The organism is Geobacter sp. AOG2 (assembly GCF_019972295.1).
Lineage (GTDB): Bacteria > Desulfobacterota > Desulfuromonadia > Geobacterales > Pseudopelobacteraceae > Oryzomonas.
The window spans coordinates 600,899-623,961 of record NZ_BLJA01000001.1 but is presented as its reverse complement, the minus strand read 5'-3'; the positions used below and the strand labels follow the sequence as shown (position 1 = coordinate 623,961).

22 protein-coding genes are annotated in these 23,063 nt (G+C 61.1%); 9 read left to right on the top strand and 13 right to left on the bottom strand.

The genetic code is table 11. The annotated features are described in order from the left end of the window. Position 1: 1 nt before the first annotated feature. The 7 genes from hpnI (at position 2) to LDN12_RS02650 (ending at position 5,826) form a co-directional block, all read left to right on the top strand. On the top strand, positions 2–1,141 hold the full coding sequence (gene hpnI, locus LDN12_RS02680; RefSeq protein ID WP_223921148.1) for a bacteriohopanetetrol glucosamine biosynthesis glycosyltransferase HpnI: 1,140 nt from the start codon (positions 2–4) through the stop codon (positions 1,139–1,141). 276 nt (positions 1,142–1,417) lie between these two features. Continuing rightward, the gene (locus tag LDN12_RS02675; protein ID WP_223921147.1) at positions 1,418–2,188 is read left to right on the top strand and encodes an ABC transporter permease; all 771 of its coding nucleotides are present in this window, start codon (positions 1,418–1,420) and stop codon (positions 2,186–2,188) included. Next, on the top strand, positions 2,185–2,931 hold the full coding sequence (locus LDN12_RS02670; protein WP_223921146.1) for an ABC transporter ATP-binding protein: 747 nt from the start codon (positions 2,185–2,187) through the stop codon (positions 2,929–2,931). The genes LDN12_RS02675 and LDN12_RS02670 overlap by 4 nt, the downstream gene beginning before the upstream one ends. Before the next feature lie 21 nt (positions 2,932–2,952). After that, positions 2,953–3,402 (top strand): outer membrane lipid asymmetry maintenance protein MlaD, encoded by a 450-nt coding sequence (gene mlaD / locus LDN12_RS02665; RefSeq protein WP_223921145.1) that lies wholly within the window; start codon positions 2,953–2,955, stop codon positions 3,400–3,402. 17 nt (positions 3,403–3,419) lie between these two features. Beyond that, complete coding sequence (locus LDN12_RS02660; RefSeq protein ID WP_223921144.1) at positions 3,420–4,802, top strand: TolC family protein; 1,383 nt, start codon at positions 3,420–3,422, stop codon at positions 4,800–4,802. A 13-nt stretch (positions 4,803–4,815) separates the two neighbouring features. Next, a complete protein-coding gene (locus tag LDN12_RS02655; protein WP_223921143.1) occupies positions 4,816–5,406 on the top strand; it encodes a phospholipid-binding protein MlaC in 591 nt (196 codons plus the stop codon). 216 nt (positions 5,407–5,622) lie between these two features. Beyond that, positions 5,623–5,826 (top strand): cold-shock protein, encoded by a 204-nt coding sequence (locus LDN12_RS02650; RefSeq protein ID WP_223921142.1) that lies wholly within the window; start codon positions 5,623–5,625, stop codon positions 5,824–5,826. Between the two features lie 37 nt (positions 5,827–5,863). Here LDN12_RS02650 and LDN12_RS02645 read toward each other — a convergent pair whose 3' ends face one another. The 6 genes from LDN12_RS02645 to LDN12_RS02620 form a co-directional block, all read right to left on the bottom strand. Continuing rightward, positions 5,864–7,708 carry a YgiQ family radical SAM protein gene (locus tag LDN12_RS02645; protein ID WP_374045029.1) on the bottom strand — a complete coding sequence of 615 codons (1,845 nt, stop codon included), beginning with the start codon at positions 7,706–7,708 and terminating at the stop codon, positions 5,864–5,866. Next, positions 7,705–8,745: an N-acetyl-gamma-glutamyl-phosphate reductase gene (gene argC / locus LDN12_RS02640; RefSeq protein WP_223921141.1), complete on the bottom strand. Its 1,041-nt coding sequence runs from the start codon at positions 8,743–8,745 to the stop codon at positions 7,705–7,707. Before argC ends, LDN12_RS02645 begins: the two co-directional genes overlap by 4 nt. 229 nt (positions 8,746–8,974) lie before the next feature. Then, entirely contained in the window at positions 8,975–9,367 is a 393-nt protein-coding gene (gene rpsI / locus LDN12_RS02635; RefSeq protein WP_149307402.1) for a 30S ribosomal protein S9, read from the bottom strand. Between the two features lie 21 nt (positions 9,368–9,388). Further along, entirely contained in the window at positions 9,389–9,817 is a 429-nt protein-coding gene (gene rplM / locus LDN12_RS02630) for a 50S ribosomal protein L13 (protein ID WP_223921140.1), read from the bottom strand. A 264-nt stretch (positions 9,818–10,081) separates the two neighbouring features. Further along, entirely contained in the window at positions 10,082–10,486 is a 405-nt protein-coding gene (gene mce / locus LDN12_RS02625; RefSeq protein WP_223921139.1) for a methylmalonyl-CoA epimerase, read from the bottom strand. 158 nt (positions 10,487–10,644) lie between these two features. Then, a complete protein-coding gene (locus tag LDN12_RS02620; RefSeq protein WP_223921138.1) occupies positions 10,645–12,300 on the bottom strand; it encodes a methylmalonyl-CoA mutase in 1,656 nt (551 codons plus the stop codon). Between the two features lie 165 nt (positions 12,301–12,465). Here LDN12_RS02620 and LDN12_RS02615 point away from each other — a divergent pair, with 165 nt between their 5' ends. Further along, positions 12,466–12,678 (top strand): hypothetical protein, encoded by a 213-nt coding sequence (locus LDN12_RS02615; RefSeq protein WP_223921137.1) that lies wholly within the window; start codon positions 12,466–12,468, stop codon positions 12,676–12,678. 333 nt (positions 12,679–13,011) lie between these two features. On the opposite strand, the gene LDN12_RS02610 is transcribed toward LDN12_RS02615, so the two are convergent. The 4 genes from LDN12_RS02610 to LDN12_RS02595 form a co-directional block, all read right to left on the bottom strand. Next, positions 13,012–15,912, bottom strand: coding sequence for a biotin/lipoyl-containing protein (locus LDN12_RS02610; protein WP_223921136.1), 2,901 nt, complete (start codon positions 15,910–15,912; stop codon positions 13,012–13,014). A gap of 33 nt (positions 15,913–15,945) precedes the next feature. Further along, a complete protein-coding gene (locus LDN12_RS02605) occupies positions 15,946–17,670 on the bottom strand; it encodes an acyl-CoA carboxylase subunit beta (RefSeq protein ID WP_223921135.1) in 1,725 nt (574 codons plus the stop codon). A 137-nt stretch (positions 17,671–17,807) separates the two neighbouring features. Continuing rightward, positions 17,808–18,371: a helix-turn-helix domain-containing protein gene (locus LDN12_RS02600; protein WP_223921134.1), complete on the bottom strand. Its 564-nt coding sequence runs from the start codon at positions 18,369–18,371 to the stop codon at positions 17,808–17,810. A gap of 139 nt (positions 18,372–18,510) precedes the next feature. After that, the gene (locus LDN12_RS02595; protein WP_223921133.1) at positions 18,511–19,788 is read right to left on the bottom strand and encodes a (Fe-S)-binding protein; all 1,278 of its coding nucleotides are present in this window, start codon (positions 19,786–19,788) and stop codon (positions 18,511–18,513) included. Positions 19,789–20,080: 292 nt separating this feature from the next. Here LDN12_RS02595 and LDN12_RS02590 point away from each other — a divergent pair, with 292 nt between their 5' ends. Beyond that, on the top strand, positions 20,081–20,416 hold the full coding sequence (locus LDN12_RS02590; protein WP_223921132.1) for a BrnA antitoxin family protein: 336 nt from the start codon (positions 20,081–20,083) through the stop codon (positions 20,414–20,416). Positions 20,417–20,483: 67 nt separating this feature from the next. Here the strand turns inward: LDN12_RS02590 and LDN12_RS02585 are convergent, their stop codons facing one another. The 3 genes from LDN12_RS02585 to LDN12_RS02575 all read right to left on the bottom strand — a co-directional run bounded on the left by LDN12_RS02585 (position 20,484) and on the right by LDN12_RS02575 (position 22,931). Then, on the bottom strand, positions 20,484–21,011 hold the full coding sequence (locus tag LDN12_RS02585; RefSeq protein WP_223921131.1) for a GNAT family N-acetyltransferase: 528 nt from the start codon (positions 21,009–21,011) through the stop codon (positions 20,484–20,486). Then, on the bottom strand, positions 21,008–21,286 hold the full coding sequence (locus tag LDN12_RS02580) for a DUF1778 domain-containing protein (RefSeq protein ID WP_223921130.1): 279 nt from the start codon (positions 21,284–21,286) through the stop codon (positions 21,008–21,010). The genes LDN12_RS02585 and LDN12_RS02580 overlap by 4 nt, the downstream gene beginning before the upstream one ends. A 163-nt stretch (positions 21,287–21,449) precedes the next feature. Then, complete coding sequence (locus LDN12_RS02575) at positions 21,450–22,931, bottom strand: glutamate synthase subunit beta (protein ID WP_223921129.1); 1,482 nt, start codon at positions 22,929–22,931, stop codon at positions 21,450–21,452. Positions 22,932–23,063 lie beyond the last annotated feature (132 nt).

Below are 23,063 nucleotides of genomic sequence, written 5' to 3'. Positions count from 1 at the left end.
CATGCTGCGTGCGCTGCTCCCCTTCATCGTCGTCCTGCCGTCATTGGCCTACAGCCTGATCTCCCTGGCCTGCGCCCGGCGGTTCTTCGCCGCAACGCCCCCCCGTTCGCCGGAAGCCCCGGCCATCACCATCCTGAAACCGGTCAAGGGGATGGACGCCGGGAGTTACGAGAACTTTGCCTCCTTCTGCCGGCAGGAGTACGCAGGCCCGGTGCAGTTGCTGTTCGCCGCGGCATCGGCCGACGACCCGGTCATTCCGGTCATTCGCCGGCTCATGGAGGAGTTCGGCGACGACCGGGTTTCCCTGGTGGTCAATCCGGCCATCCACGGGCCGAACTACAAGGTATCCAACCTGATCAACGCCTTTCCCCAGGCCCGGCACGACATCGTCATCGTCTGCGACAGCGATATCCGCGTCCCGGCCGACTACCTGAAAAACGTGACCGCCCACTTCAGCGATCCCCAGGTTGGGCTGGTCACCTCGCTCTACCGGACCTCCAGCGCTCCCACCATGGCCACGGCCATCGAGGCCCTGGGCTTTACCTCCGAAATGATCCCCAACGTGCTGGTGGCGCTCCACCTGGAAGGGCTCTCCTTCGCCCTGGGGGCCTCCATGGCCGTGCGCCGCGAGGCCCTGGCGGCCATCGGCGGCTTCGAGGCCCTGGTGGATTACCTGGCCGACGACTACCAACTGGGCAACAAGGTGCACCGGGCCGGCTGGCGCATCGCCCTGGACGGCACCTTCGTGGAGAGCATGCTCAAGGCGGAAGAGGTACTGCCGGTGCTGGCGCGGCAACTGCGCTGGGCCCGCACCATGCGGGTCAGCAGGCCGGGCGGCTACCTGGCGTCGGGGATCACGCTCCCCTTTCCCGCCCTGCTGCTGGCGGCGTTCCTTGCCCCGTCTCCGGCCCCGGCGCTGGCCGCAATCGCCCTGCTGTACGGCGTGCGCCTCGCCGTCACCACCGCCTTCAGCCGCCGCTTCGTCCGCGACCGCCTCCTCCCCGCCTGGCTCTGGCTGATCCCGGTGCGGGACATGCTGGCCTTCTTCACCTGGGCCCTCTCCTTTCTCGGCAACCGGGTCGAATGGCGCGGCAGCCGCTTCCGGCTCAGGCCGGGGGGCAAGATCGAAGAGTTGGCCTGAGCATCCAAGCCGTCCCAGTAAATCGAGGATAGCTGCGAGGCAAGGCGAACGGACAACTCCCACCGGCTACCGGACAGCCACCCTTTTAATCTATTGTCCTTTTTCAGTACACGATTCCTGTGATTGGGGAAATTGCACAGAGTGCTTGACAAATTGATTGCCGAACAGTATATGAATGACTGTTCATTCAAAATGAGTAGCAGAGGTTCATCCTTTACATTGCATAATAACGTGCTGTATAAAATAATGATTTATACTTTTTAGAGGATGTGTGGCGTGTCAAATCCGGTCCAGGCCATAGGCCGTCTGACAATCAGGTATGTGCGGGAATTGGGCAGAATGGGATGGTTCATCCTCTACTCCCTCTACATGATCGTCCGCCGGCCGGGCCATCCGCTCTACATACTCAAGCAGATGCGCTTCATCGGCACCAAATCGCTGTTCGTCATCGTGCTGACCGCCGCCTTCACCGGCATGGTGCTGGGCTTGCAGGGGTACTATACCCTGGCCAAATTCGGTTCCGAGGGGATGCTGGGGACCGCCGTGGCCCTCTCCCTGATCCGTGAGCTGGGTCCGGTGCTGGCGGCCCTGATGGTGACCGGCCGGGCCGGCAGCGCCATTACCGCCGAAATCGGCATCATGCGCATCAGCGAGCAGATCGACGCCCTGGAGACCATGGCGCTGGACCCCTTCAAGTACCTGATCACCCCCAAATTCGTCGCCGCCATGATCTCGCTGCCGCTTTTGTGCGCCATCTTCGACGTGGTCGGCATCTACGGCGGCTGGCTGGTGGGGGTCAAGCTGCTGGGCGTCAACCCCGGAGCCTATTTCTACGAGATGGAGAAATCGGTCGTGTGGCGCGATGTCTACTCCGGCATAATCAAATCATTCTCGTTCGGGATGATCATCGCCTGGGTCAGCTGCTACAAAGGCTATTTCAGCGGCCATGGCGCCGAAGGGGTGTCCCGGGCCACGACGGAATCGGTGGTGTTGACCTCCGTCCTCGTCCTGGTATGGGACTACTTCCTGACCTCGATACTCTTATGATAAAACTGACCGACGTACATAAATCCTTTGGCGCCCAGAAGGTCTTAAACGGCCTCAACCTCGAGATCCCCGAGGGCAAGGTCACGGCCATCATCGGCCCCAGCGGTGAAGGCAAGAGCGTCCTGCTCAAGCACATCATCGGCCTGCTGCAGCCGGATAGCGGCCGGATCGAGGTGGACGGCGAGAACATCATAGGATTGCGCCGCTCCCAGTTGAACCGCATCCGGGAGAAGTTCGGCATGCTGTTCCAGAATGCGGCCCTGTTCGACTCCATGAATGTGTTCGAGAACGTGGCCTTTCCGCTCCAGGAAAAGACGAAACTGGCCAGGGACGAGATCCGCCGCCGGGTGCTCTCCGCCCTGGAGGATGTGGGGCTCAAGAACGTGGAGAACAAGTTCCCGGACGAACTTTCCGGCGGGATGAAGAAACGGGTGGGACTGGCGCGGGCCGTGGTGCTCGGCCCCAAGATCATCCTCTTCGACGAGCCGACCACCGGGCTCGATCCGGTCATCAAGCGGGCCATCCACCACCTGATCCGGGAAACCCACGCCAAGTTCGGCTATACGGCGGTGGTCGTTTCCCATGAGATACCGGATATCTTCGACATCGCCCAGAACGTGGCCATGCTGTATAAGGGAGAGATTCTCCAGCACGGGACGCCGGAAGAGATCCAGGCCTCGACCCACCCGGTAGTGAGGCAATTTATCAGTGGAAGCCTGGACGGCCCAATTCATCTGGGGTAAAATAGCGAGGAAACAGGAACCATGAACATGGCAAAATTGGAAATGATGGTCGGCACATTCATGATCATCGGCATACTCTGCCTCGGCTACCTCTCGGTCAAACTCGGCAAGATGGAGTTGATGGGAGGCGACTACTACACGGTTTCGGCCAAATTCGATTCGGTATCGGGCCTGAAGCCGGGGGCGCGGGTGGAGATCGCCGGGGTCGAGGTCGGCAAGGTGGACCGCATCACGCTGGACACCAAGGGGTGGGATCAGGCGCTTGCCTACCTCAAGATCAAGAGCGACACCAAGATCGGCGACGACGTCATCGCTTCCGTGCGCACCAGCGGCATCATCGGCGACAAGTTCATCATGCTCAAACCGGGCGGCTCCGACCACTTTCTCAAAAACAACGACACGATCCGCGAGACCGAATCTGCCATCGATATCGAAGAACTGATCAGCAAATTCATCCACGGAAAGGTCTGACCCCAGGGAGAAAACCCATGAAATCACGCTTCGTATCGATCCTGGTCGCCGGGGCTTTCTTCGGTTCCCTTTCCTGTAGCCACGCCGCGGAAGAGGTTCCCGCAAACAAGTTGACGCTTGGCTTGAACGACTGTATCCGCATGGCCCTTAAGTCTGCACCGGAACTGGGCGAGGCCCAGGCCGACATCGAGCTGACCGCCAGCAAACTGGAAGAGGCCAAGTCCAACCGCTATCCCCAGATCGAGGCCATAAGCCTGTTCGGCCCCGCCCCCCAGGCCCGGGCAACGGACATCACCCCCACCATCGCGACCGACCGGCGCACCAAGCTCAGCGAACTCACCTGGTTCACCAGCGCCGACGCCACGCTCATCCAGCCGCTCTACACCTTCGGCAAGATCTCCGAGAATATGAAGGCCGCCACCCACGGCATCGCGGTGGACCGCTCCCGCAAGGAACAGCGCGCCAACGAGATCGCCCTCAAGGTGCGGGAGTACTATTTCGGCCTGATGCTGGCGCGTGAGCTGAAAGAGCTGGTGCTCGAGGTCCAGGACGATCTGACGAGCGCACGCAAGAAGGCCCAGAAACTCCTGGATGAAGGTTCGGAATCGGTCGACCAGATCGATATCTACAAGCTGGACGCCTTCTCCGGCGAGGTCGTCAAGCTGCTGGAAGAAGCGAAAAAAGGGGAAAAACTGGCCTTGGCGGCGCTCAGGACGCGCCTCGGGCTTGCGGCCGACACCCCGCTGGATATCGCCAACGAACGGCTGACCATGGACGAAGAGGTGGTCCCGGCCTATGACAGCTTCGTGGAAAGGGCTCGCTCACGGCGGCCCGAATACCGCCAGATCGCCGAAGGACTCAAGGCCCGCGCCGCACTGGTCGAGGCGGCCAAAGCCAATTATTACCCCGACATCTTCCTGGGCGGCCTCGTCTCCTGGGCCTACGCCGACGACCGCGACCGCATCAACAACCCCTACATCACCGACTCGTACAAACATTTTTACGGCGGCGCCGCCCTGGGCGTGCGCTGGAAACTGGATTTCGGCATCACCGGCTCCAAGGTGGCCGGCGAACAGGCCCAATACAACCGGTTGCTCAGCACCAAGGAGTTCGCCGACGCCAATATCCCGTTGCAGATCAAAAAATATTACCTGGACCTGCAGGAGGCCGACAAGAGCGTCACGGCAACCAAGTCGGCCTACTCCAACGCGAAAAAATGGGCGGTGGCCGCCCTGGCCAACTTCGATTTCGGCGTCGGCCCCGCCAAGGAGATATTCGATGCCCTGGAGGCCTACGCCCGTATGCGCGCCGAATACTTCCAGGCCATCTACAACTACAAGATCGCCAGGGCCAACCTGGACTATGCCGTCGGGGAACCGCCCCTGGACGGCGGAAAATGAGAGGGATGAATCAATGCTGAAACGCTACATCGTCATAATCATGGCCGGTGTGTTCCTGGCAGGCAACGCCTTTGCCGGAGCCACCGACGACGTCAAAAAGACCGTGAACGAAGTGGTCCGCATCGTAGCCGACAAAAACCTGAAAAAACACGACCAGGAACGGCGCAAGGCCCTCAAAAAGGCTATCAGCGTCATCTTCGACTATTCCGAGATGGCGAAACGCTCCCTCGGCAGGCACTGGAACCAGCGCAGCCCGGCCGAACGCAAGCAGTTCACCGACCTTTTCGCGTCGCTTCTGGAAAACTCCTATGCCGGCAAGATCGAGTCCTACAACAACGAGAAGATCGTCTACCTGAATGAAAGCATCGACGGCAACTATGCCGAGGTCAGGTCCAAGGTGATCACCCCGAAGCGGGACGAATACTCGCTGGACTACCGCCTGCTCAACGAGAACGGCAAATGGATGGTGTACGACGTGGTCATCGAAGGGGTCAGCCTGGTGTCCAATTATCGCACCCAGTTCAACAGGATCATCACCGCCAACGGCTACAACGAACTGGTCAAAAAACTCCAGACGAAAACCGATGAATTGAAGGCGCCGTAACACCGTAACAAGGCACGAATTTTATCGTTAAAAGTTCTTGACACGTGCTTTATGTCTATGATAAACGACACGGGCAGCAAGTTTCGGAAGTTTTTGCAGAACGTTGCAGTACAAGTTTGACCAAGCTTGGCGGTTTTCCTGCATCAAGACTCCGGAAACTTAAGCGGTATTCTCATCTGTTCCGGCGAAGGACCGGAGAAAAAAGGAGGTAGGAAAATGGCACAGGGCAAGGTTAAATGGTTTAACGACACGAAGGGTTTCGGTTTTATCGAGCAGGAGGGCGGCGAAGACGTTTTCGTTCATTTCTCCGCCATCGTGGGTGACGGCTTCAAATCCCTCGCCGAAGGCGACGCGGTCACCTTCGACATCACCCAGGGTCCCAAGGGACTCCAGGCTTCCAACGTCAACAAGATCAAGTAATTCAGACCACCTATTTCCCCAAAAACCCGCTGATCATTCAGCGGGTTTTTTTTGTTTTCCGGCGGGGATCGGGCAGGTTCCCCCGCCCCGGCACGCCGCCGCCCGCCACGCCCAGCATCGCCGCCGCGTCCTCGCGCCCCGCCTCCCTGAGCGCCTCCAGAACCTTGTTCCTCTCACCCGGCTGGTGCCACAGCAGAAGCGCCTTCTGCAACCCCTTCTCCCGGTCGCCGGCCGGGACATACACCCGCTTGCCGTTTTCCGGGTCGATACCGGTGTAGTACATGCAGGTGGAAAGCGTCCCCGGTGTCGGGGTGAAGTCCTGGACCTGCTCGACCATCATCCCCAGTTTTTTGAGGGCCAGGGCCAGATCGAGCATGTCCGCCACGGTACAGCCGGGGTGGCCCGAGATCAGGTAGGGCACGATGTGCTGCCGTTTGCCGAGGCGGATGCTTTCCTCGCGAAAGCGGGCCAAAAAGCGTTCGAAGGGCTTCCTCCCCGGTTTGCGCATCAGCGCCGTGACATGCTCCGCGAGATGCTCGGGGGCGATCTTGAGCAGGCCGCTCACGTGATGCCCCACCAGTTCGCGAAAATAGCCCGGTTGCCGCTCCATCAGGTCGTAGCGCACCCCCGACGAAACCGCCACATGCTTGACCCCCTGCCGGTTCCGTACCTGCTGCAGGAGGGCGACGGCGCGTTTATCGGAGGTTTCCAGATGGGCGCAGACGGCGGGATAGATGCAGCTCTCCCGGCGGCAGACCCGCATGGCCTCGGGATTTTTGCAGGCCAGGCCGTACATGTTGGCGGTCGGCCCGCCCACGTCGCTGATACTGCCCCGGAACCACCCCTGGCGGGCCATGGCGTCGACCTCGCCGATGATCGAGGCCTCGCTGCGGGACTGGATCACCTTCCCCTGGTGCATGGCGATGGCGCAGAACGCGCAGCCGCCGAAACAACCGCGATGGCTGGTGATGGACGTCTTGATCTGCTCCCAGGCCGGTATCGGCTCCCGGTAGGAGGGATGGGGCGTCTTTTCGAAGGGGAGCGCATAGACCCGGTCCATGTCGGCCTGGCTCAGGGGGAAGGCCGGCGGATTGCACACCAGCAGGCGGTCGCCGTGGGGCTGGACGATGGTCCGTGCGGAGAAGGGGTTTTGCTCCCGGTAGGCCAGGCGGAACGCCTCGGCGAATTTTTTCTTGTCGGCGGCCGCATCGTCGAAGGAGGGGAGAAAGACGCTCTCCCCGTTCTCCGGGCCTGCCGGGGCTCCGTCCGTCCCCTTCGCGATCCGGCAGGCGCCCCGCAGGTTGCGGATCTCCGAAAACGGCTCCCCCCCCGCCATGCGCCGCGCCAGCTCCAAGAGCGGCGACTCCCCCATGCCGTAGATCAAAAGGTCGGCCTTGGCGTCCAGAAGGATCGAGCGGCGCACCTTGTTCTCCCAATAGTCGTAGTGGGCGAACCGGCGCAGGGAGGCCTCGATGCCGCCGATAACCACCGGCACATCCTTATAGGCCTCTTTCAGGCGCGAGGTATAGATGATGGTGGCGCGATTGGGGCGGGCGCCGTGGCGGTTGCCCGGCGTATAGGCGTCATCGTGGCGCAGCTTGCGCGCCGGGGTGTAGTGGGCCACCATGGAATCCATGGCCCCGGCCGACACGGCAAAGAACAGCTTTGGACGCCCCAGCGCCATGAAGGGCTCCTTGGAGCGCCAGTCCGGCTGGGGGATGATCCCCACCCGGAAGCCGTGGGCCTCCAGCCAGCGGGCCAGGAGCGGAATCCCGAAGGCCGGGTGGTCGATGTAGGCGTCGCCGCTGACAAAGACGACATCCAGTTCGTTCCACCCTCGTGCCCGCGCTTCGGCAAGATCCAGGGGCAGGTGACCGGTCAAGGGAAGAGCGCCAGACCGTCAAGCCCCATGGTCTCCGGGAGTCCGCAGGCCAGGTTCATATTCTGCACCGCCTGGCCCGAGGCGCCTTTGACCAGATTGTCGATGGCCGAAACCACGATGACCCGCCCGGTGCGGCTGTCGACCAGGGGGGCGATGTCGCAGAAGTTGGACCCGCGCACGAACGCGGTCGAGGGGAGGCTCCCCTGGGGAAGCACCCGCACGAAGGGCTCGCCGCCATAGAATTCCTGGTAGAGGGCAACCAGCTTTTCGGTCGTCGCCTCTTTCGCGGGGGTTGCGTATATGGTGGAGAGTATTCCCCGGTCCATGGGGACCAGATGCGGGGTAAAGGTGATCTTGAGGTCGGTCCCGGCCAACAGCGACAGCTCCTGCTCGATCTCCGGCGTATGCCGGTGGGCTCCGCCGACGCCGTAGGCCTTGAAACCCTCGTTCACCTCGCAGTACAGGCTGTCCACCTTGGCCGACCTGCCGGCGCCGCTCGTGCCCGAGGCGGAATCGGCGATGATGCTGTGCGGATCGATCAGCCCCTTTTTCAAAAGCGGCGCCAGGCCGAGGATGATGCTGGTGGGGTAACAGCCGGGGTTGGCCACCAGCCGCGCCCCCTTGATCTTGGCCCGCCTGATCTCCGGCAGGCCGTAGACCGCCTTTTTCAGGTTGGCCGGGTTGAGGTGCTTTTCATACCAGGCTCCGTAGACCGCAGGGTCGGAGAGCCGGTAGTCGGCCGACAGGTCTATCACCGTCTTGCCCAGCTTCAGGAAGGTGGGCACCACCTCCATGGCCGCCTTGTGGGGCAGGGCCGTGAAGATGACGTCGGCCTTCTCCGCGACCCGCACCGGCTCCAGGTTCTCCAGCACCAGGTCGCAGCGTCCCCGCAGGGTGGGAAAGACCTCGGAGATCCGCTTCCCGGCGCTCTGCTCGGAGGTCAGGCAGGTCACGGCGACCTCGGGGTGGCAGTACAGGATGCGGATCAACTCCAGCCCGGTGTAGCCGCTGGCTCCGACGATGGCAACGTTCAACATGGCAAACCTCCACAAAACGTAATGGTTTAACTGGTTGTCTCAGGTTGTTCAAAAATAGCCAGATCGTCGCACCCGCAGAAAGCCCCGCGGAGGCGTAGCAGCGCTACGCCGCACAAGGTGGCTTTCGAGGACGGCGGCGAGATGGCTGTTTTTCAACAACCTCCAAGCAAAAAGGGGAAACCCTTGCGGATTTCCCCTTCTACCATGCCAGTGTACTGTAATCCGGCGATTAACGCTTGGAGAACTGGAACCGTGCGCGGGCTGCGGCCCTGCCGTATTTTTTACGCTCTTTCACGCGGGAATCGCGCGTAATGAAGCCGGCTTTCTTGAGCACGCCGCGCAGTTCGGCGTCGGTCTCCAGCAGGGCCTTGGTGATGCCGTGCTTGATGGCGCCGGCCTGGCCGGAGTCGCCCCCGCCCTGTACCGTTACGTAGATATCGTACACGCCGACCTTCTCGACCAGTTCCAGCGGCTGACGCACGACCATCTTGGAGGTCTCGCGGCCGAAGTACTCGTCCAGGGTCTTGTCGTTGACCGTGATCTTCCCGGCGCCCGGCTTGAGCCATACGCGGGCTATCGAGCTCTTGCGTTTTCCTGTGCCATAATAGCTGACTGCTGCCATATCGTATATCTCCTCAGAGTATTAAAATGCCAGGTTCTTGGGCTGCTGGGCGTCGTGGGGATGGCTGGCGCCGGCATAGACCTTGAGTTTCTTGAGCATGTGCCGGGCAAGTTTATTCTTGGGGAGCATGCCCTTGACAGCCTTGCGGATGAGGTCTTCCGGTTTTTTCTCCAGAAGCTTGCCTGCGGTGATCTCTTTCAGGCCGCCCGGGAAACCGGTGTGGTGATAGTACATCTTGTCGTCCAGCTTGCGGCCGGTCAGCGCGATCTTCTCTGCGTTCACCACGATGACGAAGTCACCGGTGTCCACGCTGGGGGTAAAAATGGCCTTGTTCTTGCCGCGCAACACATTAGCGATCTGGGTGGCAAGACGTCCCAACACGGCATCCTGCGCATCGACCAGGTACCAATCACGTTTTACGTTTTCCGCTTTTGCAACTTCGGTTTTCATAAGCTTCCTCACATACTGCACGATCTGCCGGAGACAGACCATGGTTTTTTCGAAGAGGTGTAACTTACTGAAAGAATGATGCCCTGTCAACAAAAAAATCAACCCCTCCAAACATTTCCACAGCCCGCGCCCGCTGGTTGCTGAAAATCGTCGCGAGGAGGCTGGTATGCAAGGCGCAAGCGAGCGAGGGGGTGAGGCGTACCCCTTGGTACGTTGAGCCCTTGAGCGAGCGGCAACGCCGCAGACCGGCCCCGCAGTAGATTTTCAGCAACCAGCCTGGCACAACTCTGTCAGGACCCCGTTACTGCTCTTGGGATGCACAAACGCGATCCGCGTTCCGTGGGCGCCGTTACGCGGCCGCTCGTCGATCATCCGCGCCCCGTCGGCCAGAAGTTTGGCGATGGCGGCTTCGATATCCTCCACCTCGTATGCCAGGTGATGGATGCCGGGGCCGTTCTTTTCCATGAACTTCGCCACCGGGCTCTCCCCGCTCGTCGGTTCCAGGAGTTCGATCTTGGATTCGCCCACCTGGAGCATGGCGACCCGCACCTTTTGTTCGGCGACCTCTTCGATGCCCGCAAAGGCCATCCCCAGATTATCCCGGTAGAACGGCAGCGCCTCGTCCAGCGACTTCACGGCAATGCCGATATGATTGATTTTGGTAAGCATGGTAACCCCCTTCTGGAAGGTTTTTGAAAAAAACAAGGTTGTTCAAAAATAGCCAGATCGTCGCACCCGCAGAAAAGCCCCGCGGAGGCGTAGCAGCGCTACGCCGCACAAGGGCTTTTCGAGGACGGCGGGGAGATGGCTGTTTTTCAACAACCTACTTACAACACCACGGTTTCGTGGTGCTTGCCGAACACCTCCCTGAACACATCCGCAATCTCGCCCAAGGTCGCGTAGGACTTGACCGCCTTCAGGATGTGGGGCATGAGGTTATCGGTCCCCCGGGCGGCCGTTTCCAGCGCACCCAGGGCCGCCTGCACCGCTGCCGCGTCCCGTCCGGCCTTCATGGCGCCCAGGGACGCCTTCTGGGAGATCTCCACCTCTTCCTTGACCTTGAGCAGGCCGGTGGGCGGCGGTTCCTGGACGGTGAACTTGTTGACCCCCACGATGACCATGTCGTCGGACTCGATGGCCTTCTGGTAGGCGTAGGCCGAATCCTGGATCTCCTTCTGCTGGAAGCCGCGGGAGATGGCCTCGACAGCGCCTCCCAGCTTGTCGATCTTCTCGATGTATTCCACGGCCGCCTTTTCCACCTGATCGGTCAGGGACTCCACCAGGAACGAGCCGGCCAGGGGGTCGATGGAATCGGCCACGCCCGATTCATAGGCGATCACCTGCTGGGTGCGCAGGGCGATACGGACCGAGTCCTCGGTCGGCAGGGCCAGGGCTTCGTCGCGGGAGTTGGTGTGCAGCGACTGGGTGCCCCCCAGCACGGCGGCCAGGGCCTGGATGGTGACGCGCATGATGTTGTTGTCCGGCTGCTGGGCGGTCAGGGTGCAGCCGGCGGTCTGGGTGTGGAAGCGGAGCATCTGCGACTTGGGGTCCTTGGCGCCGAAGCGCTCTTTCATGATCCGGGCCCAGATGCGGCGGGCGGCGCGGAACTTGGCCACCTCCTCCAGCAGGTTGTTGTGGGAGTTGAAGAAGAAGGCCAGGCGCGGGGCGAACTCGTCCACATTCAGGCCGGCCTTGATGGCGGCCTCCACGTAGGCGATGCCGTCGGCCAGGGTGAAGGCCACCTCCTGCACCGCGCTGGAACCCGCCTCGCGGATATGGTAGCCGGAGATGGAGATGGTGTTCCACTTGGGCACGTGGTCCTTGCAGTAGCCGAAGATGTCGGTGATGATCCGCATGGACTCCTTCGGCGGGTAGATGTAGGTCCCGCGGGCCATGTACTCCTTGAGGATGTCGTTCTGGATGGTGCCGGAGATCTTGTCCGCGGAAACCCCCTGCTTCTCGGCCACGGCGATATACATGCAGAGCAGGATGGCGGCGGTGGAGTTGATGGTCATGGAGGTGGAGACCTTGTCCAGGGGAATCCCGTCGAAGAGGATCTCCATATCGGCCAGGGAGTCGATGGCGACGCCGACCTTGCCGACCTCGCCGGCCGCCATGGCGGCATCGGAATCGTAGCCCATCTGGGTCGGCAGGTCGAAGGCGACGGAAAGGCCGGTCTGCCCCGCCTGGAGCAGATACTTGTAGCGTTCGTTGGACTCCTTGGCGGTGCCGAAACCGGCGTACTGGCGCATGGTCCAGAAACGGCCGCGGTACATGGTCGGCTGCACGCCGCGGGTGTAGGGGTACTGGCCGGGAAACCCGAGTTCTTCGTCATAGCCGGGGTAGTCGAATTCCGGCGTGAAGCAGCGCTCCATCTCGATGTCGGAGGTGGTGCGGAACTCCGGTTTGCGCTCCGGCGACTTGGCGATGTTCTTCGCAACAATGCCGTCCTGCCATGCCTTCTTGTCTTCGGGAATGCTCATGAGATGTCTCCTCACCCTGTAAAAATGATGTAGCACGCACAAAGCGCCGCATTTCGGGCTCATTGCGGTTTTGCGCATGCAAAGCGCGGTAATGGCGTTATACTGTAGCTATACGAAGCACCTTGTCGCCACGATCCATCGGTATCTGACGGAAAGGAGGAGACCATGAAGTGCCCCGCATGCAGCAGCTACGACTATAGCGGCATGGACCTGCAAACGGAAGGATTTTCCGAACAGATCATGGAATGCCGCTCCTGCGGAACCATGTGGTCGGTCAACCACGGCATTGTCGAGGTCGTCAAGGACCCCCATGGCAACTCGTTCCTGCAGTCGCAATCCGAGTGCGTCGAAGGGGACGACTACAACTCCTCGCTCTAGGCGGTTGTTGAAAAACAGCCATCTTAGCGCCTATCGGCGTCCCGCTAAGCGGGATGACTACGCTATCGCTTCGTCACCGATAATTATGCTCACGCATAATTATACGCCGCCATCCTCGAAAACCCCTTCGTGCGGCGTAGCGCTGCTACGCCTCCTCGGGGTTTTCTGCGGGTGCGACGATCTGACTATTTTTGAACAACCTGAGTTTTTCGGCAGCCTGCCGGTGTCCCAAATGGCGGACCCCGTCTTTTCAGGCGGGGTCCGCTGGCACATCGACGACTCAACCGGTTCCGGTCCCTAAGGCGTACTTGCGCCTTCGACCTGAGGGGCCTTCTAGATGACCGCCTTCAGGTATTCCGCCGTCCGCTCTCGCTTCTCGCGCTCAAGCAGCTTGGGATCGACCTCGACGAATTTCTCGTCCGGCGTGATCTTGAAGAGCGGCTGCCCCTTCTGTACGATCGTTCCGTCCCCGCCGTCCATGATGATCTTGTCCACCGTCCCGGAGAACGGGGCCCTGATCGTATTGAACATCTTCATGACTTCGATGATGTAGAGCGGCTGGTCCTTCTCGAAGTGCATCCCCTCGTGTACGAAGGGGGGGAGCCCCGGCGCTTCCTGGCCGTAGTACATCCCGCCGCAGGCGGCGACGATCTCATCGGCCTTGGTGGCGGGCGGCGGCACCAGGACCTTCTTCATCCGGGCCTGCAAATCGGGATCGGTCAGGTAATCGGGGATGACGATTTCCAGGTCGTCCAGGACGCGCATATCCCAGAACTTGGTGTTTCCGCCCACCAGGAACAGCATGCCGAGGAGTTCGAGCCCGGCCTCGTAGCCGGAATGGGCGGAGCGGATCTGGCTCCACTGCTCGGCGTCGAAGCCGCCCTGGGGCTGTTCCTTCTTCAGCAGTTCGTTGAGCTGGAAATATTCGTCGCGCGCCAGGCCGAGCTTCTCGCGCAGGGTGCGGTAGAAGTGCAGCGACTGCTGCAACAGCTCGTTGTCGTGGCTCCAGATGATCTCGGCCGCCGGCTTGTGCGGACGATAGGACATGTGCAGGTATTCGTAGGTCTCGTTCAGGACCCCGAGAGGGTTCCTCAGCCAGATGACCCGCCCTTTTTCGATGCGGAAGTTGATAGTGTTCATGCTCAACCAGCCGGAAAGCAGATGGGGGTCGTCCAGGAGGCGCTCCATGGGACGGGTGATGAGGGTGCCCTTGCGGTCGAGCAGGGCCGACATGTGTTTGCGCTCCTTGGCGCACAGCTCGGGCTGATCGGCGTACTGCTCGCACACCAGCTTGTCGTAGTGTTTCTTCATCTGCAGGAAGGCATACACCGGGTCCAGCTTGTTGGCCTCTTCCTTCAGCGTTCCCACCAGGGTCAGATACGGGACCACGAACCGGGTGGTCGGCTTGGCCATGACATTCCTGCCCAGGAACCAGTTCACGAGGCCATAGTGGAACTCCAGGTTGGTGGCCAGCGCGCTGCCCCGCAGGGTCGTGCTGCGCAGCACCTCGGACAGGCATTCGTAGCTGGCATGACGGTCCTCGCCCTTGGTGAGCAGCAGGGCGATGTTGGAGTCGTACGCCCCGGCCACCTTGTACTTCATGAATACGGCGGTGTCGGGATTCAGCATGCTGATGCCCTGATCGTCGCGGATCTCCCCTTCGATCGGCTTGGACCAGTAGCGGATCATGCCGCCGGCATGGGGGGAGAGGGAGGCGTCGGTGGCGTTCAGGCGGGCTTCCACGGCCGCGTTGAAACGGACGATCCGCTCCGGCTTGGGAAGGCGTTTCTTGTGCCGCGCCAGGAGCGCCATGGCCTCGACCAGGGATTCGACGATGAAGAAGTCGTTCTTGTCCTTGGGGTTGGTGAACTTGAGGCTGTAGCAGAGCTCCGTGACCCGGTGCTCCACCTGGATGCGGGTATTGACCTCCATGAAATAATGGCGGTCGCGGTCGACGATGCACTCGAAGGTGGAGGCGGAGTCCAGGCCGACCGCCTGGCCGAAACGGGCCGATTCCTCTTCCATCCGCTTGAGCACCTTCAGGTCGCTCTCCAGGGCCTTGACCTCTTCCTTCCTGCCGGCGGCCTTTGCCTTGGCGATGGCCTCGGCCAGGCCTTCCTGGGTGACGGAGACCTCCAGCAGCTTCTGTTCGTGCATCTGCAGGGAGCAATCGCGGCCGCCGAGGGAGATGCACCATTCGCCGTTGCCCAGGAGCTGGATCTCGTTATGGCGGGTCTGCTCGATATTGAGTTCGATCAGGATATTCTTGTTGTCGCCGACGCCGTTGGCCTTGACCTCGTTCAGGATCTCGCGGACCATGGCGGGCGCCTCGGCGGCGGCCTTGGCGATCATCTTCTCGTCGGCGTTCTTTGCCGCCAGAAGCGCGGCGCCGACAATGCGCTGTCCCTTGCCGCCGCCGCCGCCGATGGCCTTCAGGCGGAAACGGTTGCGGGGGTACTTGCGGAACAGTTCGGCCACTTCGCTCTGGACCTGGGCGCACAACTCCTCGATGGTAAAGAGGTCGATCCCCTTGGCGTAGGACGCGAACAGGACATGGTCGGCCAGTTCTTCAAGCGGCAGCTTGGCGTCCTTGAGCACCTTGGCGTCGCAGGTAAGCCCTTCGGCCTTGACCAGCGCCAGGAGCTTTTCCCGGGTGGGGTGTTTCTTGAGCAGGGTCAGGGCCGTTACGTTGTTGACGCCGGGGGTGACGCTGACATTCACCGTAAGGGCGGTCCGCTTGGCTTCGTCCTTCTTGCCGGCCCGGGCCTGGGTGTTTGCGCAGGGGCCGATGAAGGTGAGGCCGGCCTTCTCGATTGCGGCGACGAACTCCTCATCCTCGGCCATGAAGCCGTAACCGGCGAAGATCGAGTCGTAGCCGTTGTCCTGGGCGATGCGGATGATCTGGTGGATACGCTCCACCCGCTCTTCCTTGCTGGCCCCGGTGTAGTCGGGCACGCGATGCACCCGGTTGGAATCGGTCAGCTGCCGCAGTTCGGGGGCCAGGGCGTTGGGGTAGACAATGGAGTCCTTTTCGGAGAGCAGGATTCCGTAATGGGTGATGCCCATCTCCTGGTACACATCCATCGCCTCTTTCCGGATCGGGCCGCGGCAGACGATGAGCGGTTTCAGGTCCTCGCAGGAAAAGGAGCGCACCCACTCGGAAGCGGCGGTGCCCAGGCGGCGATCCCGGTGGATCAGGGGATTATTCAGGTAGTAATCGGAAGCATGTGACATGGGTCTCTATCTCCAATCTCGTCGTAAAATAGATTAGTAGAACTCGCGCTGCACCGCCTGCATGGCAGAAGGCTGGTAATGGCGGAGGAAGAAGTTCAGGTTCTCGCCAAGCACCTTGCGCAGGTCGGTGGGCATCACGAGCGAGGAGATGGAGCCCAGACTGAGCGCTTCTTTGGGGTTCATCAACTCCTTTTCATAGCGGAGGTTAAGTTCGGCCTCCCGTGCCTTCAACCACTCGGTCGCGTCCTTTTCGGCCTCTTTCTTGGCCTCGCCGGGCTCCATGCCGGCTGCGACCCGCTCCTGGGCTCCCTGCTTCACCTGCTCGGCAACCGCGTTGCGCACCTTGCGGAGTTCATCCTTGTAGACGAACTCCTTGCCGGCCGGACCCATGACCGCCAGCCGGGTGGTCGGCAGCGCCAGCACCAGGTCGGCGCCGGTGGGGTAGTTGTTGTAGGAGGCGTAGGCCCCGCCGTAGGCGTTGCGGATGATCAGCAGGATACGCGGCGTTCTGATATCGACGATGGAGTCCAGCATGGCGCGGCCGGCCTGCACGATGCCGCGGGCCTCCTGCTCGCGCCCCGGCAGGAAGCCGGTGGTGTCTTCCATGAAGATCAGCGGGATGTTGTAGATGTTGCAGAAACGGTTGAAGCGGGCAATCTTGTAGGCCGCGTCCACGTCGATCTGGCCGGAGGCCACGGCGCTGTTGTTGGCCACGAAGCCGACCACGTTGCCGCCCAGGCGGCCGAAGGCGGTGATGGCGTTACGCGCCCGGTCCCGCTGCATCTCGAAATAGTCCCCGTGGTCGCAGATCTGCTGGATCATGATCGACACGTCGAAGGGGGTATTGAAACCGGTGGGGGAGTTGAACGCCTTCTTCAGGAGCGTGTTGATCTCCCAGGTCTTGCGGTCGAGGGGGTCGCTCGTCTGCTGGAAGGGGGCCAGTACGCTGTTGTTGTCGGGCAGGTAGTTCAGCAGTTGGAGTGCGGTCCTCAGGGCGCCCACCTCGTCCTCGACGGTGAGGTCGGCAACGCCCGACAGCCCGTGGACCTTGGGTCCGCCAAGCTCCTCAGGGGTGACGTCCTCGCCCAGGACCGACTTGACGACACCGGGGCCGGTCAGGCCGAAGAACGTGTCGTTGGGCTGGATCACGAAGCTTCCCTGGCGGGGGAGGTAGCTGCCGCCGCCGGCGTTGAAACCGAACATGCACATGATGCTGGGGACCACGCCGCTGATCTTCCGAAGCGCCGTAAAGGCCTCGGCGTAACCGTCCAGGCCGCCGACCCCCGCGGGCACGTAGGCGCCGGCGCTGTCGTTCATGCCGATCAGCGGGATGCCCTTCTCGCCGGCCATCTGGAAGAGGCGGGCCAGTTTGTTCCCGTTGGTGGCGTCCATGGAGCCGGCCCGGACGGTAAAGTCGTGTCCGTAGACAGCCACGTCGCGGCCGCGGATATTGAGGATGCCGGTGACCAGGGAGGCGCCGTCCAGGTTCTTGCCCCAGTTCTGGAACAGGATGTTCGGCTCGTTTTCGGTAAGGACGCGGATTCTTTCCCAGACCGTCATCCGCTTTTTGAAGTGCTGTTTTTCGATCTGGTCGATGCTGACCGATCTGATGGGGCGATGGATCAGGTCATGGCCTTCCTTCATCACCTCTTCATAACCGCCGGTCTTGCCGGGGATCTCTCCGGGAATGGTGAATTTGACGACCTCGGGCGGGGCAAAGGGGTTTTGCAGTGACGGTTTAATCGCTTTCTTGGACATCTCCGCTATCCTTCCGATACAGGGAATTTTTCAGCAGCGTCAGACTCTATTGAGTAAACACACTTGTCATTGCGTATGAAATTGCCACGGGAACTGGGGGACGGCATGGGCGGAAAAGAGCCCTTTCCGGGCGGAAACTATCTCGTCACGACGGCCAGCACCTTCACCTCTTCCCCGTCCTTGGAGAGCAGGCGATGCTTCAGGACGGAATCGAAGTAGACGCAATCCCCCTCGTAGAGGGTAATCCTGCGATCATCCAGCAACAGGTCGGCCGTCCCTTTCATGACGAACAGAAACTCCTCGCCGTCATGGCTGTAAGTATTCTCCTCGAGGGCCTTCTCCGAAACGGTAAGAAGAAAGGGTTCCATCTTCTTGCTCTGCTTGCGGAAGGAAAGGGACTCATAGGAGTAGCCCTGGCTGGTGCCGGCGCGGGAGATGACCCGCGGGATGGCCTTGCGCTCGTGGGAGCGGACGATCTCGAAGCGGCACTCCTCCTCGTCTTCGGCGAAGAATATCCCGATCTTGACATCAAAAAACTTGGCGATCTTGGACAGCGTGGCAATCGGAGGAGATACGTTATTATTCTCGATCTGGGAGATAAGGGCGGGAGAGAACCCCGTTTCCCTGGCCACCGCCTGAAGGGTCATTTTTTTGGCGAGTCGCAGCTTCTTGATTTTTGCACCGATATTGAAGTCACTCATGCACACCCTACCAGAAATAGAACCCATTTTTATGCCGGGCTTTGTATACAATTTGCCTTATTATGTCAATAAAAATTATTTATCAGGAGCAAAGATTATAAGCCATAATAAAAATATTTAAGTACAATAAAAAAGCGTATCAAAGTTTCAATCGCCGGGCCAGCAGTTGCAGCGTGTGCAGGGCCTGGACGCGGGAGCCGTGCTGCTTCAGGCCGTCGGAAAGCTGCATCATGCAGCCGGGACAACCGGTTGCCACGACCCGGGCCGCCGTATCGATGATGGCGCGGCTTTTGGCGTCGTTGATGGTCATGGACGAGCCGTAGTGGTAGACATTGAACGTGCCTCCCAGGCCGCAGCAGCGGTCGGCCCCCTCCATCTCGGCCAGCTCGATGCCGGGCGTGCCCTGCAGGAGCTCGCGGGGCTGTTTGGTCAGGCCGCGGGTGCGCAGGTGGCAGGGATCATGGTAGGTTATGCGCACTGCGTCGCCCGCCCCGGTCTCGGCGGGGTTAAGCCCCAACTGGTGCAGCAACTGGGTGGCGTCCACCGTCTTTTTCGCCAGGGCGTCCAGCCGCGCCCGCAACTCCGGGTTGCGCTTGCCCACCACCAGCGGGTAGAAACGGTGCAGGGCGCCGCCGCAGGTGGCGCAGGCGCTCATGACGTAGTCGGCTTCGTACCGTTCCATCTCCGCCAGGTTTTTCTCGGCCAGCTCCCGAACCGTGGCGACGTCTCCTCCCGACATGGCCGGCAGGCCGCAGCACTGCTGTCCCTTGGGGATGATCACCGTGCAGCCCAGGTGGCGGAAAAGCGCCAGGGCCGCCTCGCCGATATCCGTATAGACGAAGTTGGTCATGCAGCCGACAAAGAAGACGATCCGCGGCTTGCCCGGTTCACCGGGGATCACCTCGGGATGCCGGTCCATGAAGGGCTTTTTGGCGATGGCCGGGATGTGGCGTTTGTTGCCGATGAACGGCACCGGGAACCGCAGCCGCAGGCCCGAGGTTTCGGGCACCTTCCTGAAGAAGAGCGGGCCGAGCAGACCGGCCATCCTGGCGCCCATCTTCATCAGGGTGCGGTTTTTGATCACCTGCCCGACGGCCGCGTGGAAGGTGGTCAGACCGCGACGCTGGGCCAGGGCCTCGCGCGCGGCCACGACGATCTCGTCGGTCGGCACCTCGTTCGGGCATTTCTCCACGCAACTGCCGCACAACAGGCACTTGGACATGGCCACGTAGGTCTGGTCGTCCAGTTCGATGTCGTCCTTGAGGATATGCTGGGCCAGGGCCACCTTGCCGCGGGCGACGGCCGGCTCGCGCTGAAAGGCGGTGAAGGCCGGGCAATTAGCCCGGCAAGCGCCGCACTTCACACATTTTTTAAGATCCTTTTCAACTCGCTTGAGAGGGTCGCGGGATTGTTCCACGAAAACGTTCCTTTTCCATATACAGCGTAAATTATGGCCGGTTGCCGGTGCTGCGCACCCCGCATCATGCAGGGGCTCCATGCCGAAGTTGGTATAATATCACAAAAATACCATGAAAGGCCAGACTAGTACGTCCGGCGGCGCGTGTCAAACGTTTAATCCGCTCGATTTGCCGATAAATTACACTATGATACATCAAAAAAACCACAGGCGCCGGGTATGGAATTCAATCATTTCGATGAAGAGGGCAATGCGTGATGGTGGATGTGAGCGCCAAGCGGGGGAGCGCGCGATGGCGAGGAAAGAGCGTATCGTCAAATATACGGATGAAGAATTGACCAAATTGGCCGAAGAGAAGGGCACACGTTCCGATTGGGGGAAGGCTGCCGACATGACAAAGGCCAAGATCGAGGCCCGCGTTGCTTCCGATGCCGATGAAGCCGACATGGTCATGGATTGGGCGAACAGTACCGTTGAATCGCCGCAACCCAAAGCCGTGCTTAACATGCGAATCGACCGGGAAGTTCCGGACTGCTTTCGTCGGACCGGCAAAGGCTGTCCGTCCCGCATTAATGCCGTTTTGCGGTCGTATGTCGAGCGGCGGGAGCAGCCTGATCGCCAAAAATGAAAGGCTGTGATACGGTGGGCGGGTAAAGCAAACCGTGGGGCCGCTGTCTTAGTGCCGTGGTGTGGATTTATAATTTTCCGGCGGCTTCCAAAACCGTTCGGATGGTTGACAGCGGCAGAAGCAAAGACAGAGGAGTGTCCAGAAGGGGCAACGCGCCATAGCCGGCATACCAGTGTGCTACGCCGTCATTTTTGGCATCAATCAGCATCGCCACGCCCCCCACGTCTTGAGAGGCGCGAAGGCAACGCCTACCGGCAGACAGCAGAAGTTGCCCCCCGAGCCCCTTGCCCTGCATGGACCGATCGACAGCCAGCCGGCCGAGGCGAAAAACAGGCACGTCATACCGTGCCAATCCCCGCTTGACGACAGCAGGGGCGCGGGAAAATTCTACAGAGGCGGGACTGAGGGAATAAAATCCAAGAACCGGCGGCGCGTCATCGTCTCTGATCGCAAGAAAGGTTTTGGCCCCGCCCTGGTCATGCGCTTGACGCGCATAACTGCGCAAAAAATCATTCAATACAGTATCGCCACAATCAAACGCTTCCCGATTGTGCCGTTTGGAAATCGGCTCTTCATGCCAAGGGGGAATCGTCACGATTGCTTCGGCAAAGCATGGGCCGCCGCCAGCAGCTTCGCGTTTGGCGCGGGCGGATTCTCCAAAGCATCCAATACGCGCAGGCTGTCGCGCTCCGACAGCAAAGCGTGTTCGGCTTGGGCAATCACAGCCTTCGCCGCCTGCATGGTAGTGCGCAGCACAAAATCCGTGAGATCGGTATGAGCGTAGGCAACGGCGCGCATCAACAGCGCCTTATCGTCCGGACGTATTCTCAGGGACATCCGGCTATTATCTTCAACAGCTATTCTTGGCATGTGGAACCCCCGTATCCTTGTACACATTCAAATAGTACACAAATCCAGGGAGATCGTCAAGCCGCCACTACTAAACAACAAGTACTGTTTTGTTTAATGTTGGAAAAACCAGGGCAGCAATTACGAATGATTAGGCCACATCCGGGGGGACAAAGGCCAGAATTTACGGCAACTCCGTCGTCCCCATCAGATACCGGTCGCACTCCCGCGCCGCGCCGCGCCCCTCGTTGAAGGCCCAGACCACCAGGCTCTGGCCCCGGCGGCAGTCGCCGGCGGCGAAGACCCCCGGCAGGCTGGTGGCGTACCGGCCGTAGTCGGCCTTGACGTTGCTCCGCGGGTCCCGCTCCAGGCCCAGGGATTCGAGCAAAGCCTGTTCCGGCCCGAGGAAGCCCATGGCCAACAGCACCAGACCGGCGGGACGCACCTGCTCGGTGCCCGGCACCGGCGTGGGCACGAACTGCCCCTTCTCGTTTTTCTCCCAAGCGACCTGAACCGTGTGGACCGCAGCCACCTGGCCGTTCCCGTCCCCTTCGAATTTCGTCGCGGTGGTCAGGTAGACCCGCGGGTCGTCGCCGAACCGGGCGGCGGCCTCTTCCTGGCCGTAATCCACCTTGTGCACCTTGGGCCACTCGGGCCAGGGGTTGTCGGCGGCACGCTCCTCGGGCGAGCGGGGCATGATCTCCAGTTGCGTGACCGATTTGCAGCCGTGGCGCAGGGAGGTGCCGACGCAGTCGGTGCCGGTGTCGCCGCCGCCGATGATCACCACGTCCCGGTCCTGGGCGGTGATGAAGCCGCTGCCCCTGTTGATCACCGCCTTGGTGTTGGCGGTCAGGAAATCCATGGCAAAGTGGATTCCCTTCAGGCCGCGCCCCTCGATGGGGAGATCGCGCGGCACCGTGGCTCCGGTCGCCAGCACCACGGCATCGAACTCGCTGCGCAGCCGTTCGGCCGGGAAGGCCGCGCCGCCGATCTCGGTGTTGCAGACAAAGGAGATGCCTTCCGCCTCCATCAGCTTGATGCGGCGCAGGACCACCTTGCGCTTGTCCAGCTTCATGTTGGGGATGCCGTACATCAAAAGCCCGCCGGGCAGATCCTCCCGCTCGAAGACCGTGACGCTGTGTCCGGCCCGGTTCAACTGGGCCGCCGCCGAGAGACCGGCCGGCCCGGACCCGACCACGGCCACCCGCTTGCCCGTCTTCACCCGCGGCAGCACCGGAACGATCCAACCCTCGTCAAAACCCCGCTCCACGATGCTGACCTCGATATTCTTGATGGTCACGGGAGGGTCGATGATGCCCAGGGTGCAGGAGCCCTCGCAGGGGGCCGGGCAGACGCGCCCGGTAAACTCCGGGAAGTTGTTGGTCTTGTGCAGCCGGTCCAGAGCCTGCCGCCAGAGGTTGCGGTAGACCAGATCGTTCCATTCCGGGATCAGGTTATTGATCGGGCAGCCGCTGGCCATGCCGCTGATGAGCTTCCCGGTATGGCAGAACGGGATGCCGCAATCCATGCAGCGGGCCCCCTGGGTACGCAGAGCGTCGTCGCTCATGTGCAGATGGAACTCGTTCCAGTCCCGGGCCCGTTCCAACGGCTCCCGGTCGCTCGGCACTTCGCGCTGATATTCCAAAAATCCGGTTGTTTTTCCCATGTCGTTTCCCTATGAGGTTGTTGAAAAACAGCCATCTCGCCGCCATCCTCGAAAGCCCTTTCGTGCGGCGTAGCGCTGCTACGCCTCCTCAGAGCTTTCTACGGGTGCGACGATCCGACTATTTTTGAACAA